General features: G+C 43.9%; 15 protein-coding genes. 11 read left to right on the plus strand and 4 right to left on the minus strand.

Annotated elements, in window-relative coordinates; all coding sequences use genetic code 11:
• Positions 1-102: 102 nt before the first annotated feature.
• The 5 genes from BMW79_RS27080 (at position 103) to BMW79_RS27100 (ending at position 7,253) form a co-directional block, all read left to right on the plus strand.
• Positions 103-3,531, plus strand: coding sequence for a carbohydrate-binding protein (locus BMW79_RS27080; protein ID WP_089900586.1), 3,429 nt, complete (start codon positions 103-105; stop codon positions 3,529-3,531).
• A 191-nt stretch (positions 3,532-3,722) separates the two neighbouring features.
• Positions 3,723-4,958 carry an erythromycin esterase family protein gene (locus tag BMW79_RS27085; protein WP_177192351.1) on the plus strand — a complete coding sequence of 412 codons (1,236 nt, stop codon included), beginning with the start codon at positions 3,723-3,725 and terminating at the stop codon, positions 4,956-4,958.
• Positions 4,945-6,153, plus strand: a complete 1,209-nt coding sequence (locus BMW79_RS27090; RefSeq protein WP_089900592.1) for a TraB/GumN family protein — start codon at positions 4,945-4,947, stop codon at positions 6,151-6,153. The genes BMW79_RS27085 and BMW79_RS27090 overlap by 14 nt, the downstream gene beginning before the upstream one ends.
• A 58-nt stretch (positions 6,154-6,211) precedes the next feature.
• Positions 6,212-6,790 carry a Crp/Fnr family transcriptional regulator gene (locus tag BMW79_RS27095; protein WP_089900595.1) on the plus strand — a complete coding sequence of 193 codons (579 nt, stop codon included), beginning with the start codon at positions 6,212-6,214 and terminating at the stop codon, positions 6,788-6,790.
• 79 nt (positions 6,791-6,869) lie between these two features.
• Positions 6,870-7,253, plus strand: coding sequence for a VOC family protein (locus BMW79_RS27100; RefSeq protein WP_089900599.1), 384 nt, complete (start codon positions 6,870-6,872; stop codon positions 7,251-7,253).
• Here BMW79_RS27100 and BMW79_RS27105 read toward each other — a convergent pair.
• Complete coding sequence (locus tag BMW79_RS27105) at positions 7,248-8,198, minus strand: helix-turn-helix transcriptional regulator (RefSeq protein WP_089900602.1); 951 nt, start codon at positions 8,196-8,198, stop codon at positions 7,248-7,250. The two genes, BMW79_RS27100 and BMW79_RS27105, sit on opposite strands and share 6 nt — an antisense overlap.
• Before the next feature lie 90 nt (positions 8,199-8,288).
• Here BMW79_RS27105 and BMW79_RS27110 point away from each other — a divergent pair, with 90 nt between their 5' ends.
• The 4 genes from BMW79_RS27110 (at position 8,289) to BMW79_RS27125 (ending at position 12,652) form a co-directional block, all read left to right on the plus strand.
• Entirely contained in the window at positions 8,289-9,455 is a 1,167-nt protein-coding gene (locus tag BMW79_RS27110; RefSeq protein ID WP_089900605.1) for an FAD-dependent oxidoreductase, read from the plus strand.
• Positions 9,456-9,463: 8 nt separating this feature from the next.
• Positions 9,464-10,669, plus strand: a complete 1,206-nt coding sequence (locus BMW79_RS27115; RefSeq protein WP_089900608.1) for an MFS transporter — start codon at positions 9,464-9,466, stop codon at positions 10,667-10,669.
• A 98-nt stretch (positions 10,670-10,767) separates the two neighbouring features.
• Complete coding sequence (locus BMW79_RS27120; protein ID WP_089900611.1) at positions 10,768-11,664, plus strand: helix-turn-helix domain-containing protein; 897 nt, start codon at positions 10,768-10,770, stop codon at positions 11,662-11,664.
• A gap of 76 nt (positions 11,665-11,740) precedes the next feature.
• Entirely contained in the window at positions 11,741-12,652 is a 912-nt protein-coding gene (locus BMW79_RS27125; RefSeq protein WP_089900614.1) for an aromatic alcohol reductase, read from the plus strand.
• A gap of 229 nt (positions 12,653-12,881) precedes the next feature.
• On the opposite strand, the gene BMW79_RS27130 is transcribed toward BMW79_RS27125, so the two are convergent.
• The 3 genes from BMW79_RS27130 to BMW79_RS27140 all read right to left on the minus strand — a co-directional run bounded on the left by BMW79_RS27130 (position 12,882) and on the right by BMW79_RS27140 (position 15,531).
• Positions 12,882-13,388: a pyridoxamine 5'-phosphate oxidase family protein gene (locus BMW79_RS27130; RefSeq protein WP_089900618.1), complete on the minus strand. Its 507-nt coding sequence runs from the start codon at positions 13,386-13,388 to the stop codon at positions 12,882-12,884.
• Between the two features lie 79 nt (positions 13,389-13,467).
• Positions 13,468-14,232: a TIGR03915 family putative DNA repair protein gene (locus tag BMW79_RS27135; protein WP_089900621.1), complete on the minus strand. Its 765-nt coding sequence runs from the start codon at positions 14,230-14,232 to the stop codon at positions 13,468-13,470.
• Positions 14,233-15,531 carry a putative DNA modification/repair radical SAM protein gene (locus BMW79_RS27140; RefSeq protein ID WP_245752696.1) on the minus strand — a complete coding sequence of 433 codons (1,299 nt, stop codon included), beginning with the start codon at positions 15,529-15,531 and terminating at the stop codon, positions 14,233-14,235. It abuts the gene before it with no gap.
• A gap of 286 nt (positions 15,532-15,817) precedes the next feature.
• Between BMW79_RS27140 and BMW79_RS27145 the strand changes: the two genes are divergently transcribed.
• A complete protein-coding gene (locus BMW79_RS27145; RefSeq protein WP_089900623.1) occupies positions 15,818-16,555 on the plus strand; it encodes an SDR family oxidoreductase in 738 nt (245 codons plus the stop codon).
• A gap of 17 nt (positions 16,556-16,572) precedes the next feature.
• Positions 16,573-17,487: a helix-turn-helix domain-containing protein gene (locus BMW79_RS27150; protein WP_089900626.1), complete on the plus strand. Its 915-nt coding sequence runs from the start codon at positions 16,573-16,575 to the stop codon at positions 17,485-17,487.
• Positions 17,488-17,568: the final 81 nt, after the last annotated feature.

Below are 17,568 nucleotides of genomic sequence, written 5' to 3' on the forward strand. Positions count from 1 at the left end.
CTAAAGACCCGATAGCAATAATGACTTCCGCCACATAAACCTGAAAACCCGGATCAGTCCCGCAAATGCGGGGCTGATCCATTCAACCAAAAATGAAGCGTTATGAAAAAAATATCGACACTCTTAGTAGTGTGGTGCATGCTGTTATGCAGTCAGCTCCACGCACAATACCTCCTGCTGGATGATATGGAAGGACATGGTCCCGCCTCCGGGAAATGGACTTACTACGCCGGTAACACCACCACCGGGAAAGTGCAATTCGGCGTACCCAATCCTAATCCCTCCGGCCTGAACACCAGTACACTGGTCGCTAAATTCACAAAAGATACTTCCTGTTTTGAGTACATGAGCGCTTCCTGCTCCCTGAAAGATTCCTTTAACCTGTCTTCCAACAGTACCTTCAAAATGTTAATCTACAGCAACGTACAGGAAGAAATCATGTTTAAGATCCAGCCGGGAACAAATTACAGCAAGGCCGTCTTTTTCACCTACAAGCCCACCCGCGTAAATCAATGGGAAGAAGCTACGTTCAACTTCCAGAGTGTAAAAAACCGTACGGACTTCAACACCATCGCCATACAGTTTATTGACGGAAAAAAGGCAAATGGCATTTTATATTTCGACTTCGTACAAGCGCCTAATCCTACCAACATCACCCTAAAGGACACGACTATCCGTATGGGTAGTGAAAATGGCGCTATCCTCACCGCCAAAGTAAATGGAGGCGCCTGGCGTTCCACATTAACCGCCAGCAACTGGGTGACTTCCAATCTGCCTCCCGGCGTTACCATCGGTAGCGTACAACGGGTAAATGACAGCATCGCCCGCATTACGCTCAGTGGCAATTCCGCTGCCAACTATTCCCGGACTACCCTCCGGCTCAGCGTTGCCGGAACAGAACTGGACAGCGCTAACGTAGCCGCCTATACGGCAAAAGGAAATGTAACGTTTGAAGGGAATCCCAACTGGACGCTGGTATTTGCAGACGAATTCAATACAAACGGTATTCCGGATGCCAGCAAATGGACAGTAGATCCACGCCCTAAAGGCTGGATCAACGGAGAGCAACAGGTATACACGGATACCACTCACGATAACGCAAGGATAAGAGATGGCCGGCTGGTACTCACCGGGAAAAAAGATTTTCCTACAGGCAACACTACCGAGCCATGGTCTTCTGCAAGACTGATCACACAAGGTAAATTCGATTTCCTCTATGGCAAAGTAGAAGTAAGGGCCAAACTACCCCGTGCCCGTGGCTCCTGGCCCGCTATCTGGCTCATGCCCACCACCAGCGCCTATGGCGGCTGGCCTAAAAGCGGTGAGCTGGATGTAATGGAACATGTAGGTAACAATTTTGGAACAGTACTATCGACCATACATACCCAGAACCGCAACTGGACCAATGTGGGCGGTATCAGCAACACTAAAAAACTAATGGATGCCGATACCACCTATCATGTTTACAGCATGGAATGGGAACCAGATACGATCCGCTTTTTTTATGATACATCCCGGATCCTGACCTATGCTAATCCGCATACCGATTGGAAAGACTGGCCCTTTGACCAGAAATTTCATCTTATCCTGAACCTGGCGATTGGCGGAGGTATGGGTGGATCTATCGCAGAAGCCGACTGGCCGGACAGCATGGTGGTGGATTATGCACGCATTTACCAGAAAGGCCTTGGCACACCCGTATTGGATAATATTGTGGTTACACCTGCAGACCTTTCCTTCCTGGCAGGCAAGCAACAGCAATATACCGCCAAAGCCTTTGATCAGAACGGTTATCCCATCGCTATTACCCCGGTGTGGAGCATCACCGGCGCCGGCAATACCATTACCGCCACAGGACTGGCTACACTCAACAGTTCCGGGAAAGTGACTGCCACGGCCACAGTAGATACCACCACTAAAACCGGTGCCGCCAATGTAAACGGGCGGCCAGCCAATTACAAAAATGTGCCGGTGAAGATACAGGCGGAAAACTTCGACAATAGCAACGCCTGCTGTACCGAAGCCACTGCCGACATCGGTGGCGGCCTGGATGTAAGCTACATCGGCGCCGGTACCTGGTTTGAATATGATCTCAACGTACCCCGTGCAGATACCTACCGCATACAATTCCGGGTAGCGGTAAATTCCATTGCCAGCCTAAAGATACAGCTGGACTCAACACTGCTGCAAACAGTAAACCTGCCTGCCAGCGGCGGATGGCAGAAATGGATCACCGTAACGTCGGCGCCTATACGGCTGGAACAGGGACAACAAACCATCAAAATTGTTTCCAATAAAGATGGCTGGAACTTCAACTGGCTGAGTATTTTCCGGGCAGATTCCATCACGTTATCGCGTATCCTGGTAAAACCCGACAGCGTAACCCTTAACATGGGGCAAACACAGCAATTCACGGCCACCGGACAGGGACAGGATAGCAGCACGTTTGTCATTACGCCGGTATGGACCGTTTCCGGCCCCGGCAGCAGCAGTATCAGTGCCAATGGCCTCTTTACCGCCAGTGCTACTGGCAACTACCTGGTACAGGCCACTGCAGGCGCCATCAGGGATACCGCTATTGTCCGCGTTATCACACCACCTGCATTAACACGTATTGTGATCATACCAGATTCCATCACGGTGCCTTTGCGCGCCTCGCAGCAGTTTGTTGTCAAAGGTTATGATCAACGCGATAGTATCTTCATTTTTAAACCGGTATGGAGTACTACCGCCTCCGGCAACACGATAGATACCAACGGCGTTTTCACCGCAGATAACGCACCGGGCACCTACAGCGTAACCGCCAGCGGAGGTACGTTGTCTGCCACGGCTGTTGTGACTACCGGCTATACCTGCACCGTGAATGATAAGTATGAAGCAGAAAGCGCCTCCAACCGCGCTACCGGACCCGTACTGGGCACCACCACAGATGTGGGAAGTGGCCAGGATTTCACTAACCTGAAAGTAAACGACTGGTTTGCCTACAGTACGTTGAACGTTCCCGTGAAAGGCAGGTATACTATCAGTTTACGCGTATGGTCTACTGCGGCATCCACCGCATGGATAGGACATAGCGGGTTTAATTTTGGCACTATTACCATTCCTTCTACCGGTGGTACCTGGAAAACTGTCAAAGCCACCATCACCCTGCCAGCACTCAGCTACACAGGTATACACGTAGGCTCGGGTAGTTTCAGATTTAACTGGTTCAGTATCGACAACTGTGCGATAGATTCTTCCATAGCCCGGATGGCATTCGGTAAACCGGAGGTTCCGGTAGAAAACGCCGATACCCAAAAGCTATTGCCTTATCCCAATCCAACCAACGGGATGTTGACCATCAACCTGAACAATACCTCCTACCGTTTACTCACACTGACGGATATACGAGGTAATATTCTCGGCCAATGGATCATCCCGAAAGGTGAAAAACAGCTCAGCAAGGATATCAGCTCATTGGCTGGTGGCACTTATATTCTGAAGCTGGAAGGAGGTAACAAGACAAAAACGTTTAAAATAGTAAAACTGTAAAAAGGAACCTGACAAGTATATTTCCCGGATGCCGTCTCCCAACAAGAGACGGCATCTTTTTGTATATAAAAACCAGCCACAACGAAAGGCTATTTTATATTGATACCTCATCCTTTAATTTGTAATTCAATTCCCCGTTTCTTATTTTTAATGATCGACATATTACCGCTTTAAAAATGCATGATAAGCACATGAATAACCGTTATAATATCCGGGATGCTTTGAAACTGGCAATAGTATTCATGTTATCTGTTTTCCAACCGGCCCTCGCACAACAACATACAACGGCGCCTGGTTACGAATTGCCGGACCTTTCACAGGATTCATCCATCACCTCACTTCACAACATTTTTGACACAAAAATAACATCCGGCATATCGGTAGTGGGCCTTGGAGAAGTGAGCCATGGCGCGCAGGAAGCGATGCAATTCAAGAAGCGGATGATTCAATACCTGGTCACTGAAAAGGGTTTCAGAAAGTTGCTGGTAGAATTTACAAATGTAGATCTCAAGGTATTAAATGCTTTCCTGGGAGATAATGAACAAAAAGATGTCAGCCAGATAAGAAGACTGGTAGACCATGCCTTCTATTCGAGTTCGATGACCATACAAACAACAGTAGACCTGATGACCTGGCTGAAAAAATTTAACCTGACGCATCCCGGTGATCCCGTTCAGGTGATTGGTATAGATATTATCGGAATGTGGCCATCTTTTTCAAATTACCTTTTCTACAATTTCCTGCTTCCATTCGATTACACCTCCGCAGAACAGCTACAATATAAGTGGAGCAGCGGCGTACCGGATTCTCTCCGGTGGCTGGACCTGAAACAATGGTTCACACAGAGATCTGGAATATTACAAGAAAGGCTCAGTAAAGCGCAATTTGAGCAATTGCAGGCAGATATGAAAGATGCAGACAATTGCGCAGTCTATAATACGCTGAACCAAACCAATTATTATAAAGGGGGCTTCTTCCGCGACAGCATCATGGCGGATAATGTGCGCCAACGCTCCACCGGCAAGTCTATTATCTGGTCGCATAACGTACATCTTGATAAAGAGCCAACAGCGATGACATTTGGCAATATGACACACGCGAGAATAGGCGCCGCTTACTATACGATTCTTACCGATTTTTCAGGTGATGCGAACGTCAGCGTGTTTAATAAAGATCCTAAAGGTCCATTCATGATCACAAAAGAATTTGTTTCCCAAAAACAAACAGCTGCCCGGCAGCTATTGAAAAAATACCACGCAGCCAATGGTATATTCTTTCATGACGACTTACAAAAGGATAAAATAACTGTAAAGATGAATAATATAGATGCCTATGGCAACAATAGTCTCATAGGATATGGACAGGCATTTGATGCCATTGTTATCTTTAACCGTTTAACGCCTGTTTTACCCTATGATCAACCCTAAAAAATTATTCCTGCTGGTATTGCTGGCAGTATCATCCACAACAGCAGTACTGGCACAAAAATTAACGGCCGATATCCCGGCGGCTTATAAAAACGATACTACCTATGCTTTTCTGGATAGTACATTCGGGCATCGTATTCCCGCCTCCATCCGTGTGGTTGGATTAGGAGATGTGGCTTATACCGCTGCGGAACCGGTGGATTTCAGCAAACACATGATACAATACCTGGTGGAGAAAAAAGGATTTCGCACGATACTGCTACCCCGGAATAACTGGGGCATGAGACGACTGAACCATTATCTGACCAGCAACGCTGCCAGTAATGCGGATATCGAAGTGATGCTGGTAAAGGAGGTAACGAAAAACACCATTCACAACACCCGGGAATTTGCCGCTCTGCTGGGCTGGATAAAAGTGTATAATCTCCGGCATGTCAACGATCCGGTTATATTAAAAGGTATGAATTTTTTCCCGCCTCCGACTATCATCTACCTGATGTCCCGGTACATCATGCCACATGATAGTCTGCGAGGCATAGAGATGATGAAAGGATGGTCTACCAAACTAAGGAATGACACTTTTGCATTGGCGCAGGTACAGCAATGGGCAGCCGACAAAGCTGCGATACACGCTCGTCAACCGTGGTACCAGGAACTGACAGATGATCTGGAAAACATCGGGAACTGTAAAAAGTGGATGTTAAATGAAAACATGTACAACGGACAGGTATTCTTCGACAGCTGTATGGCCCGGCAGGCAGTGGCTGCCACTGCAGATGAGAAGAAAACAATCATCTGGGGCGATAATGAAATGATTTCCCGCATTAAGCTCCACAAGCAACAGGAAGGCAAAAATTTTGGCCTCCTTCTGACAGACATGCAGACTCCTTTTTATTCCATTCTCACAGATTTTTCAGGAAAAGCCAACATTCACCTGATCTCGGAGAATAAGTTTGGACCAGCAGAAAGAAGTGCCGGTAAAGCGTCTGCCGCTTACCTGCTAAAACTAAAGTATCCGGATAACGGCGGTATCCTTTTTCCGGATGATTTTACCCGGCTACAGGTGCCCCCCTTGTTTAATATCATTGATATATACGGACAGGACGTTACCTATTCAACGAGTGACCCCATCAAACCATTTGATGCGCTCGTACTGTTTACCAGCCTTACTCCTACCTCTTTTCTTAACCAATAAAGAAGACATTATTTGCGCACGAAAAAAGGTAAATTCAGGTATAAAACCCGGAATAAAGATGGTAACAGGCTTTTTTGACATCATATATCAGCATCCTCTTCTCAAAAAAGAAGATTACAAAGAAATCGGCAAAGCACATACCAGGATAGCGTTCCGTCAGGGAGCCATGCCACTTGAGATCGGGAAAACGGCCAAAGAATTTTACCTCATAGAAAACGGTCTGTTCCGGTCTTTTCTTTATGATTATAACGGTAACGAAACTACGACCGAGTTTTACTGCGCCAACGAAATACTGATAGAATCTTTTTCCCTGTTCCAGAGAATACCCTCCAGGGAAAACTTTCAGGCCATCACAGATGCAGTTGTCTGGAAAATTGAATACGACAGCTTCCAGGCATTGCTGCAGAAAACCGAAGCCTTCCGGGAATGGGGAAGAACCTGGGCCACCAGCGAACTATTCTCCATGAAACAGCGGTCCATCAACATACTGACGATGAATGCCACAGACAGGTATTTGCAGCTTATCAACGAGAGACCACAGATTACACAACAATCCCCGCTCAAATACATCGCGTCCTATTTAGGCATTACCGATACTTCGTTAAGCAGGATCCGGAAAGAAATTGCCGCCGGTTAGTATTTCTTGTCATATGGCAAGTACGTTTCTCTTTACAGCAGCTACTTTTGTAGTATTCTATTCATTTTAAACAAACATCATGAGAAACGTAATTAACTGGTTTGAAATTTATACAACAGACTTTGACCGGGCAAAAAAATTCTACTCCACGGTATTTAACTGCAAGTTAACCGATGTGCCTATGAAGAGCGACAGGCATACGCAGATGCAATACGCTACCTTCCTGGATAGTGAAGACAAATCCGGCTTCAATGGCGCGCTGGTGAAGATAGAAGAAGCCAAACCCGGTATGGGCGGTACCCTGATCTACTTTGCAAGTGAAGATATCAACGAAGAACTAAGCCGGGTGGAAGCGGCCGGGGGAAAAATCATCCGCCCCAAACTGGATACCGGTGCATTTGGCTTTATTGCTTTGATAGCAGATACGGAAGGAAATATGATCCGCTTGCGTTCAGCGTTATAGCATCGTATATTTTTTGGGATTCATACCCATGTGTTCATGAAAGACCCTTGAAAAATGACTCAGGTTGATAAAGCCCAACTGGTAACCAACCTCTGTCACAGACCGTTTTTCTTCTCTTAGCAAACGGGCCGCTTCTTTCATTCTGAATTCCTGGTAGTAGCTGAAAATACTATTCCCGAAAACCTGCTTAAACAAACGTTTCAGTTTGGTAGGGCTCATGTTTGCGACCAGCGCCAGTTCACCGATCAGTGGTGGTGTATCCAGGTGTTCCAGCATTTGAGCCCTTACCTTGTAAATGGTTTGTATATCGTTGCTATTTAAAGCCAACAGGTGTTGCTCGTCCCTTTTTTCCAGTTCCATCAGCAACCGGCAGATCAACTCTTCTGCCTTCACCCTCAGAAAAAAAAGCTTAAACGCTTCCTCCACCGGCTCTGTGAGCATTTCATCTACTATCTTTTGTAAAGAAGGATAGATGACCTGGTCGAATAACAATGGTTGTGTATTCTGCAAAAGACTCTTCAACACCGGTGATTTATCCGATAACTCGAAAAGTCCGTTCAGATAGTCTGCATCTACTTCGATGTTTACAGATGCAATATTTGTCTGGATAGGAATCACTACATCCGTGTTCATGGTGCTGGTAGCAATTAAAACAGAAGGCATTTCCTTTATTCCATTTCCTGTAGACGGTGCATCTGCTCTGGGGAAAATGTTATGAAACTTAAACAGGATCATTCTTCCCGGCACATCAATGTCCGGGTTGGTAATCACCAGTTCTTCCTTTAATTCGTAATTAAGGAAAAGAATCCGGATATGCTCATTGAAAACAAATCCCTCACAATAGCCTTTCCCAAATTTCTTTGGAATGTTTACCCTGCCATGCTTAACTGTTGTTCCCAACAGGTGAGCAAACCGCTTTAAAATATTCGGTTCAGTTGTTTTCATAAAAGTCTTTTACGACTATTTTTAGGTCAAATGTAGCTATTCCACCTCTAAAATACGTCCTAATTTTACATTGAATTAAACAAGTCAATTATGTTACTGAACAGCAAACAAGTAGCTATCGTAGGAGGAGGCCCTGGTGGTCTTATACTGGCAAGGCTATTACAACTGAAAGGAGCAAACGTAAAAGTGTATGAACGGGATGTTAATAAAGATGCCCGTCTCATTGGCTCTCCGCTGGATATGCACGAAGGATCAGGATTAACGGCGTTACGTACAGCTAATTTACTGGAGGCGTTTAAGAAGAATTTCCGTCCTGGTGCAGACAGGAAACTCATAGTAGACGAGCAGGCCAAAATTTTCTTCAGCGACCACGACACCAAACCTGCGGAAGATTTTGATAATCCGCATTTTCATCCTGAAATAGACCGTGGGCCGCTGAGAGCGCTGCTACTGGAATCCCTGCAGCCAGGCACCATGGTATGGGATAGTCATTTTATGTCGATGGAGGCCAGAGAAGAAGGCTGGTTATTACATTTCAAAAACGGTTCATCCGTTTATGCAGATGTGGTGATTGCCGCTGATGGGGCTAACTCGAAAATACGTCCCTATCTGACCAGTATCAAAGCTTTCTATTCCGGCGTAACCATGCTGGAAGGCAATATTCCGGATGCCAGCAATGCGGCGCCTCATATTTATTCGCTGTTAAATGGCGGCAAATTAATGGCGTATGGTCATGAGCACAACCTGTTAATGGGGCTTAAAGGCAACGGGGACCTGACGTTCTACGCCAGTTTCAAACCCGCTGCAAACTGGGCCACTGATAGCGGTATCAACTTTTCAGATAAAACCCAGCTACTGGCATGGTTCAAAAATGAATATGCCGGCTGGAGCAACATCTGGTATGAACTGTTTGAAAATGCGGCCACACCTTTTATCCCCCGCCCCATTTACTGCATGCCTTTAGATCAAAGCTGGACAACGCTTTCCAATCTGACATTACTGGGCGATGCGGCGCATGTAATGCCCCCCTTTGCCGGAGAAGGCGCCAACATGGCCATGCTGGATGCGCTGGAATTAAGCGAATACCTGACCTCCGGCCAGTACGGCACAATGCAGGAGGCTATTTCTGCATATGAGACCAACATGCGCAAAAGAGCGGCTGCAGCAGCGAAACAATCACTCGACAATGGCGAACGCATGCATTCGAAAAATGCCCTGCATAACATGCTGAGCATATTCGGTGGGCATCACAACTAAACATGATAATGAAATCGAAGAAAAAATTATGGATAGTCATAGCCATTGTGTTGTTGAATTCTATCGGGATGTCTATCGTGCTTCCCCTACTGCCGTTCCTGGTCGGTAAATACCTGCCATCCGAACAGGTGGTAGTGGGTATGAGTTTGTTAATGTCTGTATTTGCTGCCTGCACCTTCTTCTCTGCTCCTATCCTTGGCGTGCTCAGCGACCGCTATGGACGAAAAAACATTCTTATCGTCAGCTTACTGGGCTCTGTAATTGGCTATGTGATATTTGGTATTGGAGGAGCCTTATGGATACTTTTCCTGGGGCGGATAATAGACGGTATTACCGCCGGCAATATCAGCACACTATTCGCCATTGTATCCGACAATACGGAACCGGATGAACGCACCAAATGGTTTGGGTACATCGGCTCTGTTATGGGAATGGGAAAGATAGGTGGTCCGGCATTAGGCGGATTGCTGGGAAGCATTCAGCTTTCACTACCCTTCTTTGTTACGGCCGGGTTGATTTTCCTCTCCGGCTTACTCACCTATTTCCTGTTGCCCGAATCTTTGCCTCCTGAAAAACGGGTAAAACATATAACAGCTGCCAATTTCAATACGTTTTCCCATTTCCGGGATATCTTCCGTCTGAAAGCCTTGAAGCTACTGCTGCTACCCGGTGTATTTTTCTATGCCGCCCAGGGTATCTTCCAGTTTAACTTTATCATTTTTCTGAAAGATGTGTATAAATGGGGACCCGCCGTGATAGGCAGTATGTTAACCATTGTCGGCGTCTGCGATATCTTCACGAGAGCGTTATTGTTACCCTGGCTATTAAAACGTTTCAACGAAAGAAGCATTGGAATATCCGGGCTGATTGGCCTTGGAAGCGGTTTAGCACTGATCCTGGCAAGCACGGTTATTCATTCTGCCATTATCATTTCATTAGCCATCGCCTTTATCATTTCCGGTGCAGGCTTATTCGAAACAACCTACAATGGTAGCTTATCGCGATCTGTTAACGAAGACAAACAAGGAAAATTACAGGGTGTGAACCAGAGTTTGCAGTCGCTGAACAACATGCTTATTCCGTTAGGAGCTGCCGCGGTTTATTTTTACAACCCCGGAATGTTGTATGGGATCGCTATATTGACTGTATTGACGGCCATCTACATATATAAGAAGCCCTTACAGGAAACGGCCACCATTGATAAGTCACTGTAGTACAACCCCTTGCAGCAACCAATCGTCTGTTCGTAGATTTAAAAGCGCGTAGGGTTCCATTAAAACTTACCTTTGTATATCCAAAGCAATTTCTCTGAATGTACAATACCGGCATCAATAATTTTTATGATCAATATGTGAATGACGGGCGCTCCGCAGAGAAGCGCTTCTCCGGGCATTTTGACTTTTTATTGTGGGAAAATCTTCAGAAAGATGTTGCTGCCTGTGCTAAATTTCAGCGCAAACCTTTTTATAAAATCGCTTTACTTGAAGGAGAAGCCGTTTATCACTCCGGCAACAAACAAATTACTATTTCAGGATACACGATTGTATTTACAGATCCATTGATCAGATTCAGTTTTAAAACATCTGATGAAAATTTTAATGGCAGATACCTTGTGTGCAGTGAGCCTTTTCTCAGAGGAACCAGTAAAATATCGCTGAATAACTGGCCTGTTTTTAAAGATAGAAATATTTACACACAATCCTTAAGTAGTGAGCAGTACGCGGAATTACTGCGTATTTTCAATGAAATACAACATGAATACAAGTCTGATTATATTTTCAAAGAAGAATTAATCCGCAACAGGGTTTTTGATGTTATCCATTACACGCAGAAATTAAACAACAGCTTATCTGATTTTATTCCGGCACAGGAAGAAAGCCTCGAAAACCGCTTCTTTAAACTTATAGAGAATGCTTTTTTCAACATCAGCAAAGAGATGCCCCTGGAAGATAAATCCCCTGCCTATTTTGCGCAATTACTATTAACTTCTGTGGATCAGCTGAATAAAGCTTTAAAGAAACTGACAGGAAAAACAACACAGACCATTATTCACGAACGTATCATTGAAGAAGCAAATATTTTGTTAAAGCATACCAACTACAGTGTTAAAGAAATTGCCTGGTGTCTTCATTTCCAGGAAACCTCCCATTTTCAGAATTTCTATAAAAAACAAACTGGTCATACTCCCCTCGACTTCAGGAATAACTAGTTTTTTTGTAACTATCTCCTGGATTCTTGTACCTGCCACAACTCTCTCCCAACGTAGCTTTGTAAAAAGTTAAGCAATGAAACAATCATTTTTAGTTATTGGTGCGGGTGAGGTAGGCCTTGCTATATTAAACAGCCTGTATGATTACCAGGAAAAACATGGACAGCCGCTGGATATAGCGGTTCTCGTACAGCCTCTGGCCAGCAGTGTGGCCAGAATAAAAAACAATCCGAAATTTATAAATGTTACTGTGGAAACCGCTGACCTGGTAAATGAAAACATCACAGCATTAAGCGGAATATTTAAAAAATACGATACCGTAATATGCTGCAGCGGTTTTTCGACAGGCAAAGGCATGCAGGTAAAAATTACTAAAGCAGTACTTGATGCCGGTGTCAGCAGATATATTCCCTGGCAATTCGGTGTGGATTACGACAAGATCGGACGAGGCAGCGCACAACCTTCGTTTGATGAGCAATTAGATGTCAGAGACTTACTCAGGGCGCAGCACAACACCCATTGGATCATCGTTTCTACTGGGATGATCACCAGTTTCCTGTTCCGGGAGGATTTCGGCGTGGTGAGTTTATCTGATAAAACCGTCAGCGCGCTGGGGAGCTGGCAACATGCACTTACCCTGACTTCCTGCGAAGATATCGGCCGCCTGACTATTGAAATTTTGTTCCGGCAGCCAGAAATTTCAGACCAGGTAGTATTTATTGCCGGCGACACCCTGACTTTTAAAGAGCTGGCCAACACGCTGGAAAAGGTTTTCAATATGGAATTCAAACGTAAACTTTGGGACATTCCTAAATTGCAGAAAGCCGCAATCGAGGATCCAGCAGATGTTTTCAACCGCTACCGGCTGGTATTTACAAATCCCGGTGTTACCTGGCCAATGACACAAACTTTCAATTATCAACATCGTATTCCAACTGTAGATGTGGAACGCTGGGTTAAAGAAAATGTGGTGAATCAGGAGGCATGACCTTGTGTCGTCATATTTTCATAGTGATCTGCGGAGTTTTATGCAGAGAGAGAGAGGGATTCGAACCCCTGATCCGCTGAGCACGGGTTCGACTTCCTTACACCTCGTTTTTACCGGACGAGGTACATTATGGAGTACTGCTTAGAAGGCAGTTGGTCTATGTTGTTCTATGATTCCGGGCATGAGATGCTAGCCTGCACAGGCCCCTAAATACAATGCCGGCACTCACTTAAACATTCAAATCCCCTTCACGTCCTATATCAAGCTTTTGACCAGACACCACACTGGCCGCAAGTTTTAAAAATGTTCCGAGTTTATTTGTCTTGTTATCCCAATAATGAGCATCCTTAACTTTTACTTTCAAAATACGGATATGCGGATCTTCTTTACCTTTTTCAAACCAGGCCTCAACGAATTTACTCCAATACTTTTCGATCCTTTCTTTGTCCTGTGATACTTCTGCGACTCCATTCAAGCTCAAAAAATTATAATCGCTTACCTGAGAAAATAAAATACTTATCTTGTCATTGACCTTCAAATTCGCATACGTTTCACTTTCGGAAGAAAACAGATACCAGATATTTCCTTGCTCATCTACTTCCTGCCTGCTCATAGGCACGGTGTGCACATAAGTTTCATTTGCAGGATAGGTACAAAGCATCCCGACATCGATTTTATTTACTAACTCACGCAGCTTTGCGATGGCGTCTTCATTATTCAGATTTTCGGTACTCATAGCAAAATGGTTTTATAAATTTAAAAGTGTTGATTCCGGATTATAGATCTAATTTATTGGGCTGTTGAATTTATCACATTTATTGTTTCTCTACCAGGTACTTCCAGTACCTTCTGGGAACATGCTGCAAGTGTAGTTTCATATTTCTCCTGGCTTCGATATTGGTACTTTGAAAATAGCGCTTCCATAGTTGCTGAAAGTGTTCGTCTTTTTCATCTAATGTAATCACTTCATCTGCCGATAAAGCCTGTTTATCTTCCGGAGAAATATTTACTTCCGACACCGTTCGCTTATCGTATAATAAGCCGTACTTTCTTTTTACGTCATAGATCAGCCATTTTTGATCGGCGTACCTTTTTTTGAAAAAATCCGCAATCAATGGCAACACATTGAAATCCGGTTCTATAACAGCAAAAAATAAACCATCATTACTTTTCTGAAAGCGAACGAAAGCTTTCATCCGATGACGTTCCCGGCTTACTTTTTTTACAGTCTGTGTAAAATACAGCACCTGGTCATCTCCAAAATTCTCAAGAATATCTGCCTGACCGGAAAATATCCGGCATACAATATAAAAAGCGGCAGCCCACGCTTTTCGGTCCTCTGAAAGGAGGACACTAAAAAAATCCATAGCTACGGTACTGCCTACATGCTTTTGCAAACCATGCTGTACCCTCTGCGCTTTTGGCACGTCTGTCACAATGGATCTGCTTGCACTAAACATATCAGTCTGACAAGCGTCATCCCCCGACAACTGAAGCCGGACGGCGGTGTCTTTGTATTCAAAATATGTAAACACACAGCATAAAAAACCCTGGTATGTTCCATCAAATATGTAAATCATCTAAAAAAGGCTTAACTGAATATCAGTTGTTGAAGCATTAAAAGCATTTTTCTGTAAAATCCGTTGCCTGATTTGATCCATAGAAGGAGCACCAAGCACAACAGGGCTATCTGCACAAGTCATAAAATATCGGGCGCGGTTATACGCAATGCCCATTTTACATACCTGATACTCATGCAACTGGCCGAATTTCCTCGCCTGGATGATCTTTATGGCCGATTGCCTGCCTATCCCCGGAATTCTGATGATCTGCTTATAATCAGCGCGGTTAATGTCGACCGGAAAAAAATGTGGATTACGCAAAGCCCAGCTCAGCTTAGGATCTATATCCAGTTCAAGTTGGGTGTATTGTGTATTTAATATCTCCTCCAGCTTGAAATCATAAAAACGCAATAGCCAATCCGTCTGATACAAGCGGTTTTCACGGATCAACGGAGGACGGGTCCCCAACTGAGGCAACAGGGAATTTTCACTATTTATGGGAATGTAACCGCTATAATATACCCGCTTTAGCTTATAGTTGTCATAAAACGTTCTGGCTACATCCATTATCTCAAAATCAGTTTCAGGAGTAGCCCCGATGACCATCTGCGTACTTTGGCCAGCGGGCACAAACTGACGTGTATGCTTAATCAATTTGGATTCCGACTGGTATTCCTGAATTTGTTGCTGCACAAAAGCAAGCGGTTTTTTCACAGACTCGTGATCTTTTTCCGGCGCTACCAATTTCAACCCCGCTTCTGTAGGCAGTTCAAGGTTGATGCTCATTCTATCCACGTACAAACCGGCTTCTTTGATCAACTCTTCGCTGGCTCCTGGAATGGTTTTCAGATGAATATAACCATTATATCGTTCTTCAGTACGAAGCTTCTTTACCACGCGGAGCAAGCGCTCCATCGTAAAATCGGCATTTTTAAAAATGCCTGAACTTAAAAATAAACCTTCGATGTAATTCCTCCGGTAAAAATTCATCGTTAACTCCACCACCTCTTCCACTGTAAAAGCGGCGCGCTTTACATCATTGCTTTTTCTGCTCACACAAAATGCACAATCATATATACAATGATTGGTCAGTAAAATTTTTAATAAAGAAACACAACGGCCGTCCTCTGTGTAAGTATGGCAAATACCTGATGAAGATGCGTCACCAATACCTCCGGTGTTCTTTCTCTTGCTCCCGCTGGAACTGCAGCTAACATCATATTTCGCGGCATCTGCAAGTATTTTTAACTTCTCCTCTATTCTTTCCAAACAAGCTCCTCCTTTTAATTTTTTATAAAAAAAGACTTTAACAAACAATATTTAAATTTCATCAATTTTTTAATCAAAAAGTCTTTATGCGGTATTAAAATTTATGCACCGGGGTCTTAACTGGCCAATGCGTGGATGCGGGCACGTCCTTAAGGGTGTCAATAGCCACTTTAACAATAATACTGCTCAACCTCTGGCATACGAGAAAATTCGAAAGCTAACCCTGCCCAAACAAAAATAAGCGACCTACCTGTTTGACTACAACAAATACCAATCCAGCTACTTTTAGTAAAATACAAACGGGACCTTTGTATTGAAATTAAATTGGAAAAACATGCAAAACATACAAGGAAAAGTAGTAGTTATTACAGGGGCAAGCAGCGGTATTGGAAAAGCGATAGCAATAGAACTGGCGAAAAATGGCGCCAAAGTGATTGTAGGTGCACGCAGAAAAGAACAGTTGCAAAAATTAGTGGATAACATTCATCAAAACGGAGGGGAAGCAACTTTTGCTGTTACTGATGTGAGAAACCGGAATGCGCTCACCCATCTCGTAAATCTGGCAGTTGAACAATACGGGAAACTGGATGTCATTGTAAACAATGCAGGGGTAAGCCAGATCAGCCGGATCGATGATTTAGACATTGATGGCTGGGAAGAAATGATTGACATTAACCTTAAAGGTGTTCTATATGGAATGGCTGCGGCCATTCCCGTTTTTAAACAGCAACAATCGGGGCATATCATCAACATTATTTCCACATCAGGACTAAAAATTGTTCCTATGCAGGGAGTGTATGCCGGAACAAAAAATGCAGTGCGCACCATTGCAGAAGCATTCCGCCAGGAGTCTGATGGCAGTATACGCATTACAGGAATTTCGCCCGGATTTGTAAAAACCGATTTTGTAAGTAATTTAAAAAATGAAGAGATGAAAGTTGCTTCTGCAAAGCGTATGGAAGAAATTGCGATAAATCCGGAAGCTGTTGCCCATGCAGTTATTTATGCGATAAGCCAACCAAAAGAGGTAGAAATTGGCGACATTGTGATTCGTCCTGCAGTGCAAAATTGATTAATTTGGTACTATCAATGCAACAATCACCAGACATACTGCATATTGAAAGTATATCACAACTAATGATGGAGTTGGGATTGCCAGCGCCATTACATCCCCTGATAGCATTGGTAGATTACAAGGATGTGCCGGTGGAAGTCATTAAAAAAAGTCAAAAAATAAGTCTTGATCTTTATAAAATATCCTTCAAACCAACGTTTTACGGGAGAACAAAATACGGGCAGGGGTATTACGATTTTGAAGAAGGAGGACTGGCTTTTTTGAAACCCAGACAAATCGTTACATCACCAGAAAATGCGGATAGTTACGTGGGATATGCGCTCTATTTTCATCCCGACTTCATCCGGAATTATCCATTGGGCAATACTATCAATCAGTATGGTTTTTTCTCTTATGATGTGTTCGAGGCATTATTTCTATCTGCAAAAGAAAAAGAAATCATCCATAACATGTTTAATGCGATGGCAGATGAACTGGATACTAATATTGACCAGTTTAGCCAGGATGTATTGGTTTCACAGATAGAATTATTACTGAATTACAGCAATCGCTTCTACAATCGCCAATTCATTACAAGAAAAGCCGTAAATACAGAGATCACCACGGCTTTAGACAAGTTACTGCATACCTATTTTGATGAAGAAAATGGATTAAAAAAGGGACTGCCGTCTGTCAGGTACATCAGCACACGGCTGAAATTATCGCCCCGCTATTTAAGTGATATGCTGCGTTCACTGACAGGACTGAACACGCAACAATATATTCAAGACGCCATTATAGAAAAAGCGAAAGAAAAATTATCTGCCACCCGTTTGTCGGTAAGTGAGATTGCATATGAGTTAGGATTTGAACATCCTCAATCATTCAGCAAACTGTTTAAGAGCAAAACGCATCTTTCTCCTTTGATGTTCAGGAAGTCGTTTAATTAACCTCTGGGAGAGGAAGATTTAGGTATGCTCACAGCTTATAAAAAATAAAAGTATTTCACCAGTCGGAAATATATCAGATGA

The organism is Chitinophaga arvensicola (assembly GCF_900110835.1).
Taxonomy (GTDB): Bacteria; Bacteroidota; Bacteroidia; order Chitinophagales; family Chitinophagaceae; genus Chitinophaga; species Chitinophaga arvensicola.

Excerpts from the sequence above, each read along its gene's own strand:
- BMW79_RS27080 (WP_089900586.1), top strand. The coding sequence starts at position 103 with ATGAAAAAAATATCGACACTCTTAGTAGTGTGGTGCATGCTGTTATGC.
- BMW79_RS27085 (WP_177192351.1), top strand. The coding sequence starts at position 3,723 with ATGAATAACCGTTATAATATCCGGGATGCTTTGAAACTGGCAATAGTA.
- BMW79_RS27090 (WP_089900592.1), top strand. The coding sequence starts at position 4,945 with ATGATCAACCCTAAAAAATTATTCCTGCTGGTATTGCTGGCAGTATCA.
- BMW79_RS27095 (WP_089900595.1), top strand. The coding sequence starts at position 6,212 with ATGGTAACAGGCTTTTTTGACATCATATATCAGCATCCTCTTCTCAAA.
- BMW79_RS27100 (WP_089900599.1), top strand. The coding sequence starts at position 6,870 with ATGAGAAACGTAATTAACTGGTTTGAAATTTATACAACAGACTTTGAC.
- BMW79_RS27105 (WP_089900602.1), bottom strand. The coding sequence starts at position 8,198 with ATGAAAACAACTGAACCGAATATTTTAAAGCGGTTTGCTCACCTGTTG.
- BMW79_RS27110 (WP_089900605.1), top strand. The coding sequence starts at position 8,289 with ATGTTACTGAACAGCAAACAAGTAGCTATCGTAGGAGGAGGCCCTGGT.
- BMW79_RS27115 (WP_089900608.1), top strand. The coding sequence starts at position 9,464 with ATGAAATCGAAGAAAAAATTATGGATAGTCATAGCCATTGTGTTGTTG.
- BMW79_RS27120 (WP_089900611.1), top strand. The coding sequence starts at position 10,768 with ATGTACAATACCGGCATCAATAATTTTTATGATCAATATGTGAATGAC.
- BMW79_RS27125 (WP_089900614.1), top strand. The coding sequence starts at position 11,741 with ATGAAACAATCATTTTTAGTTATTGGTGCGGGTGAGGTAGGCCTTGCT.
- BMW79_RS27130 (WP_089900618.1), bottom strand. The coding sequence starts at position 13,388 with ATGAGTACCGAAAATCTGAATAATGAAGACGCCATCGCAAAGCTGCGT.
- BMW79_RS27135 (WP_089900621.1), bottom strand. The coding sequence starts at position 14,232 with ATGATTTACATATTTGATGGAACATACCAGGGTTTTTTATGCTGTGTG.
- BMW79_RS27145 (WP_089900623.1), top strand. The coding sequence starts at position 15,818 with ATGCAAAACATACAAGGAAAAGTAGTAGTTATTACAGGGGCAAGCAGC.
- BMW79_RS27150 (WP_089900626.1), top strand. The coding sequence starts at position 16,573 with ATGCAACAATCACCAGACATACTGCATATTGAAAGTATATCACAACTA.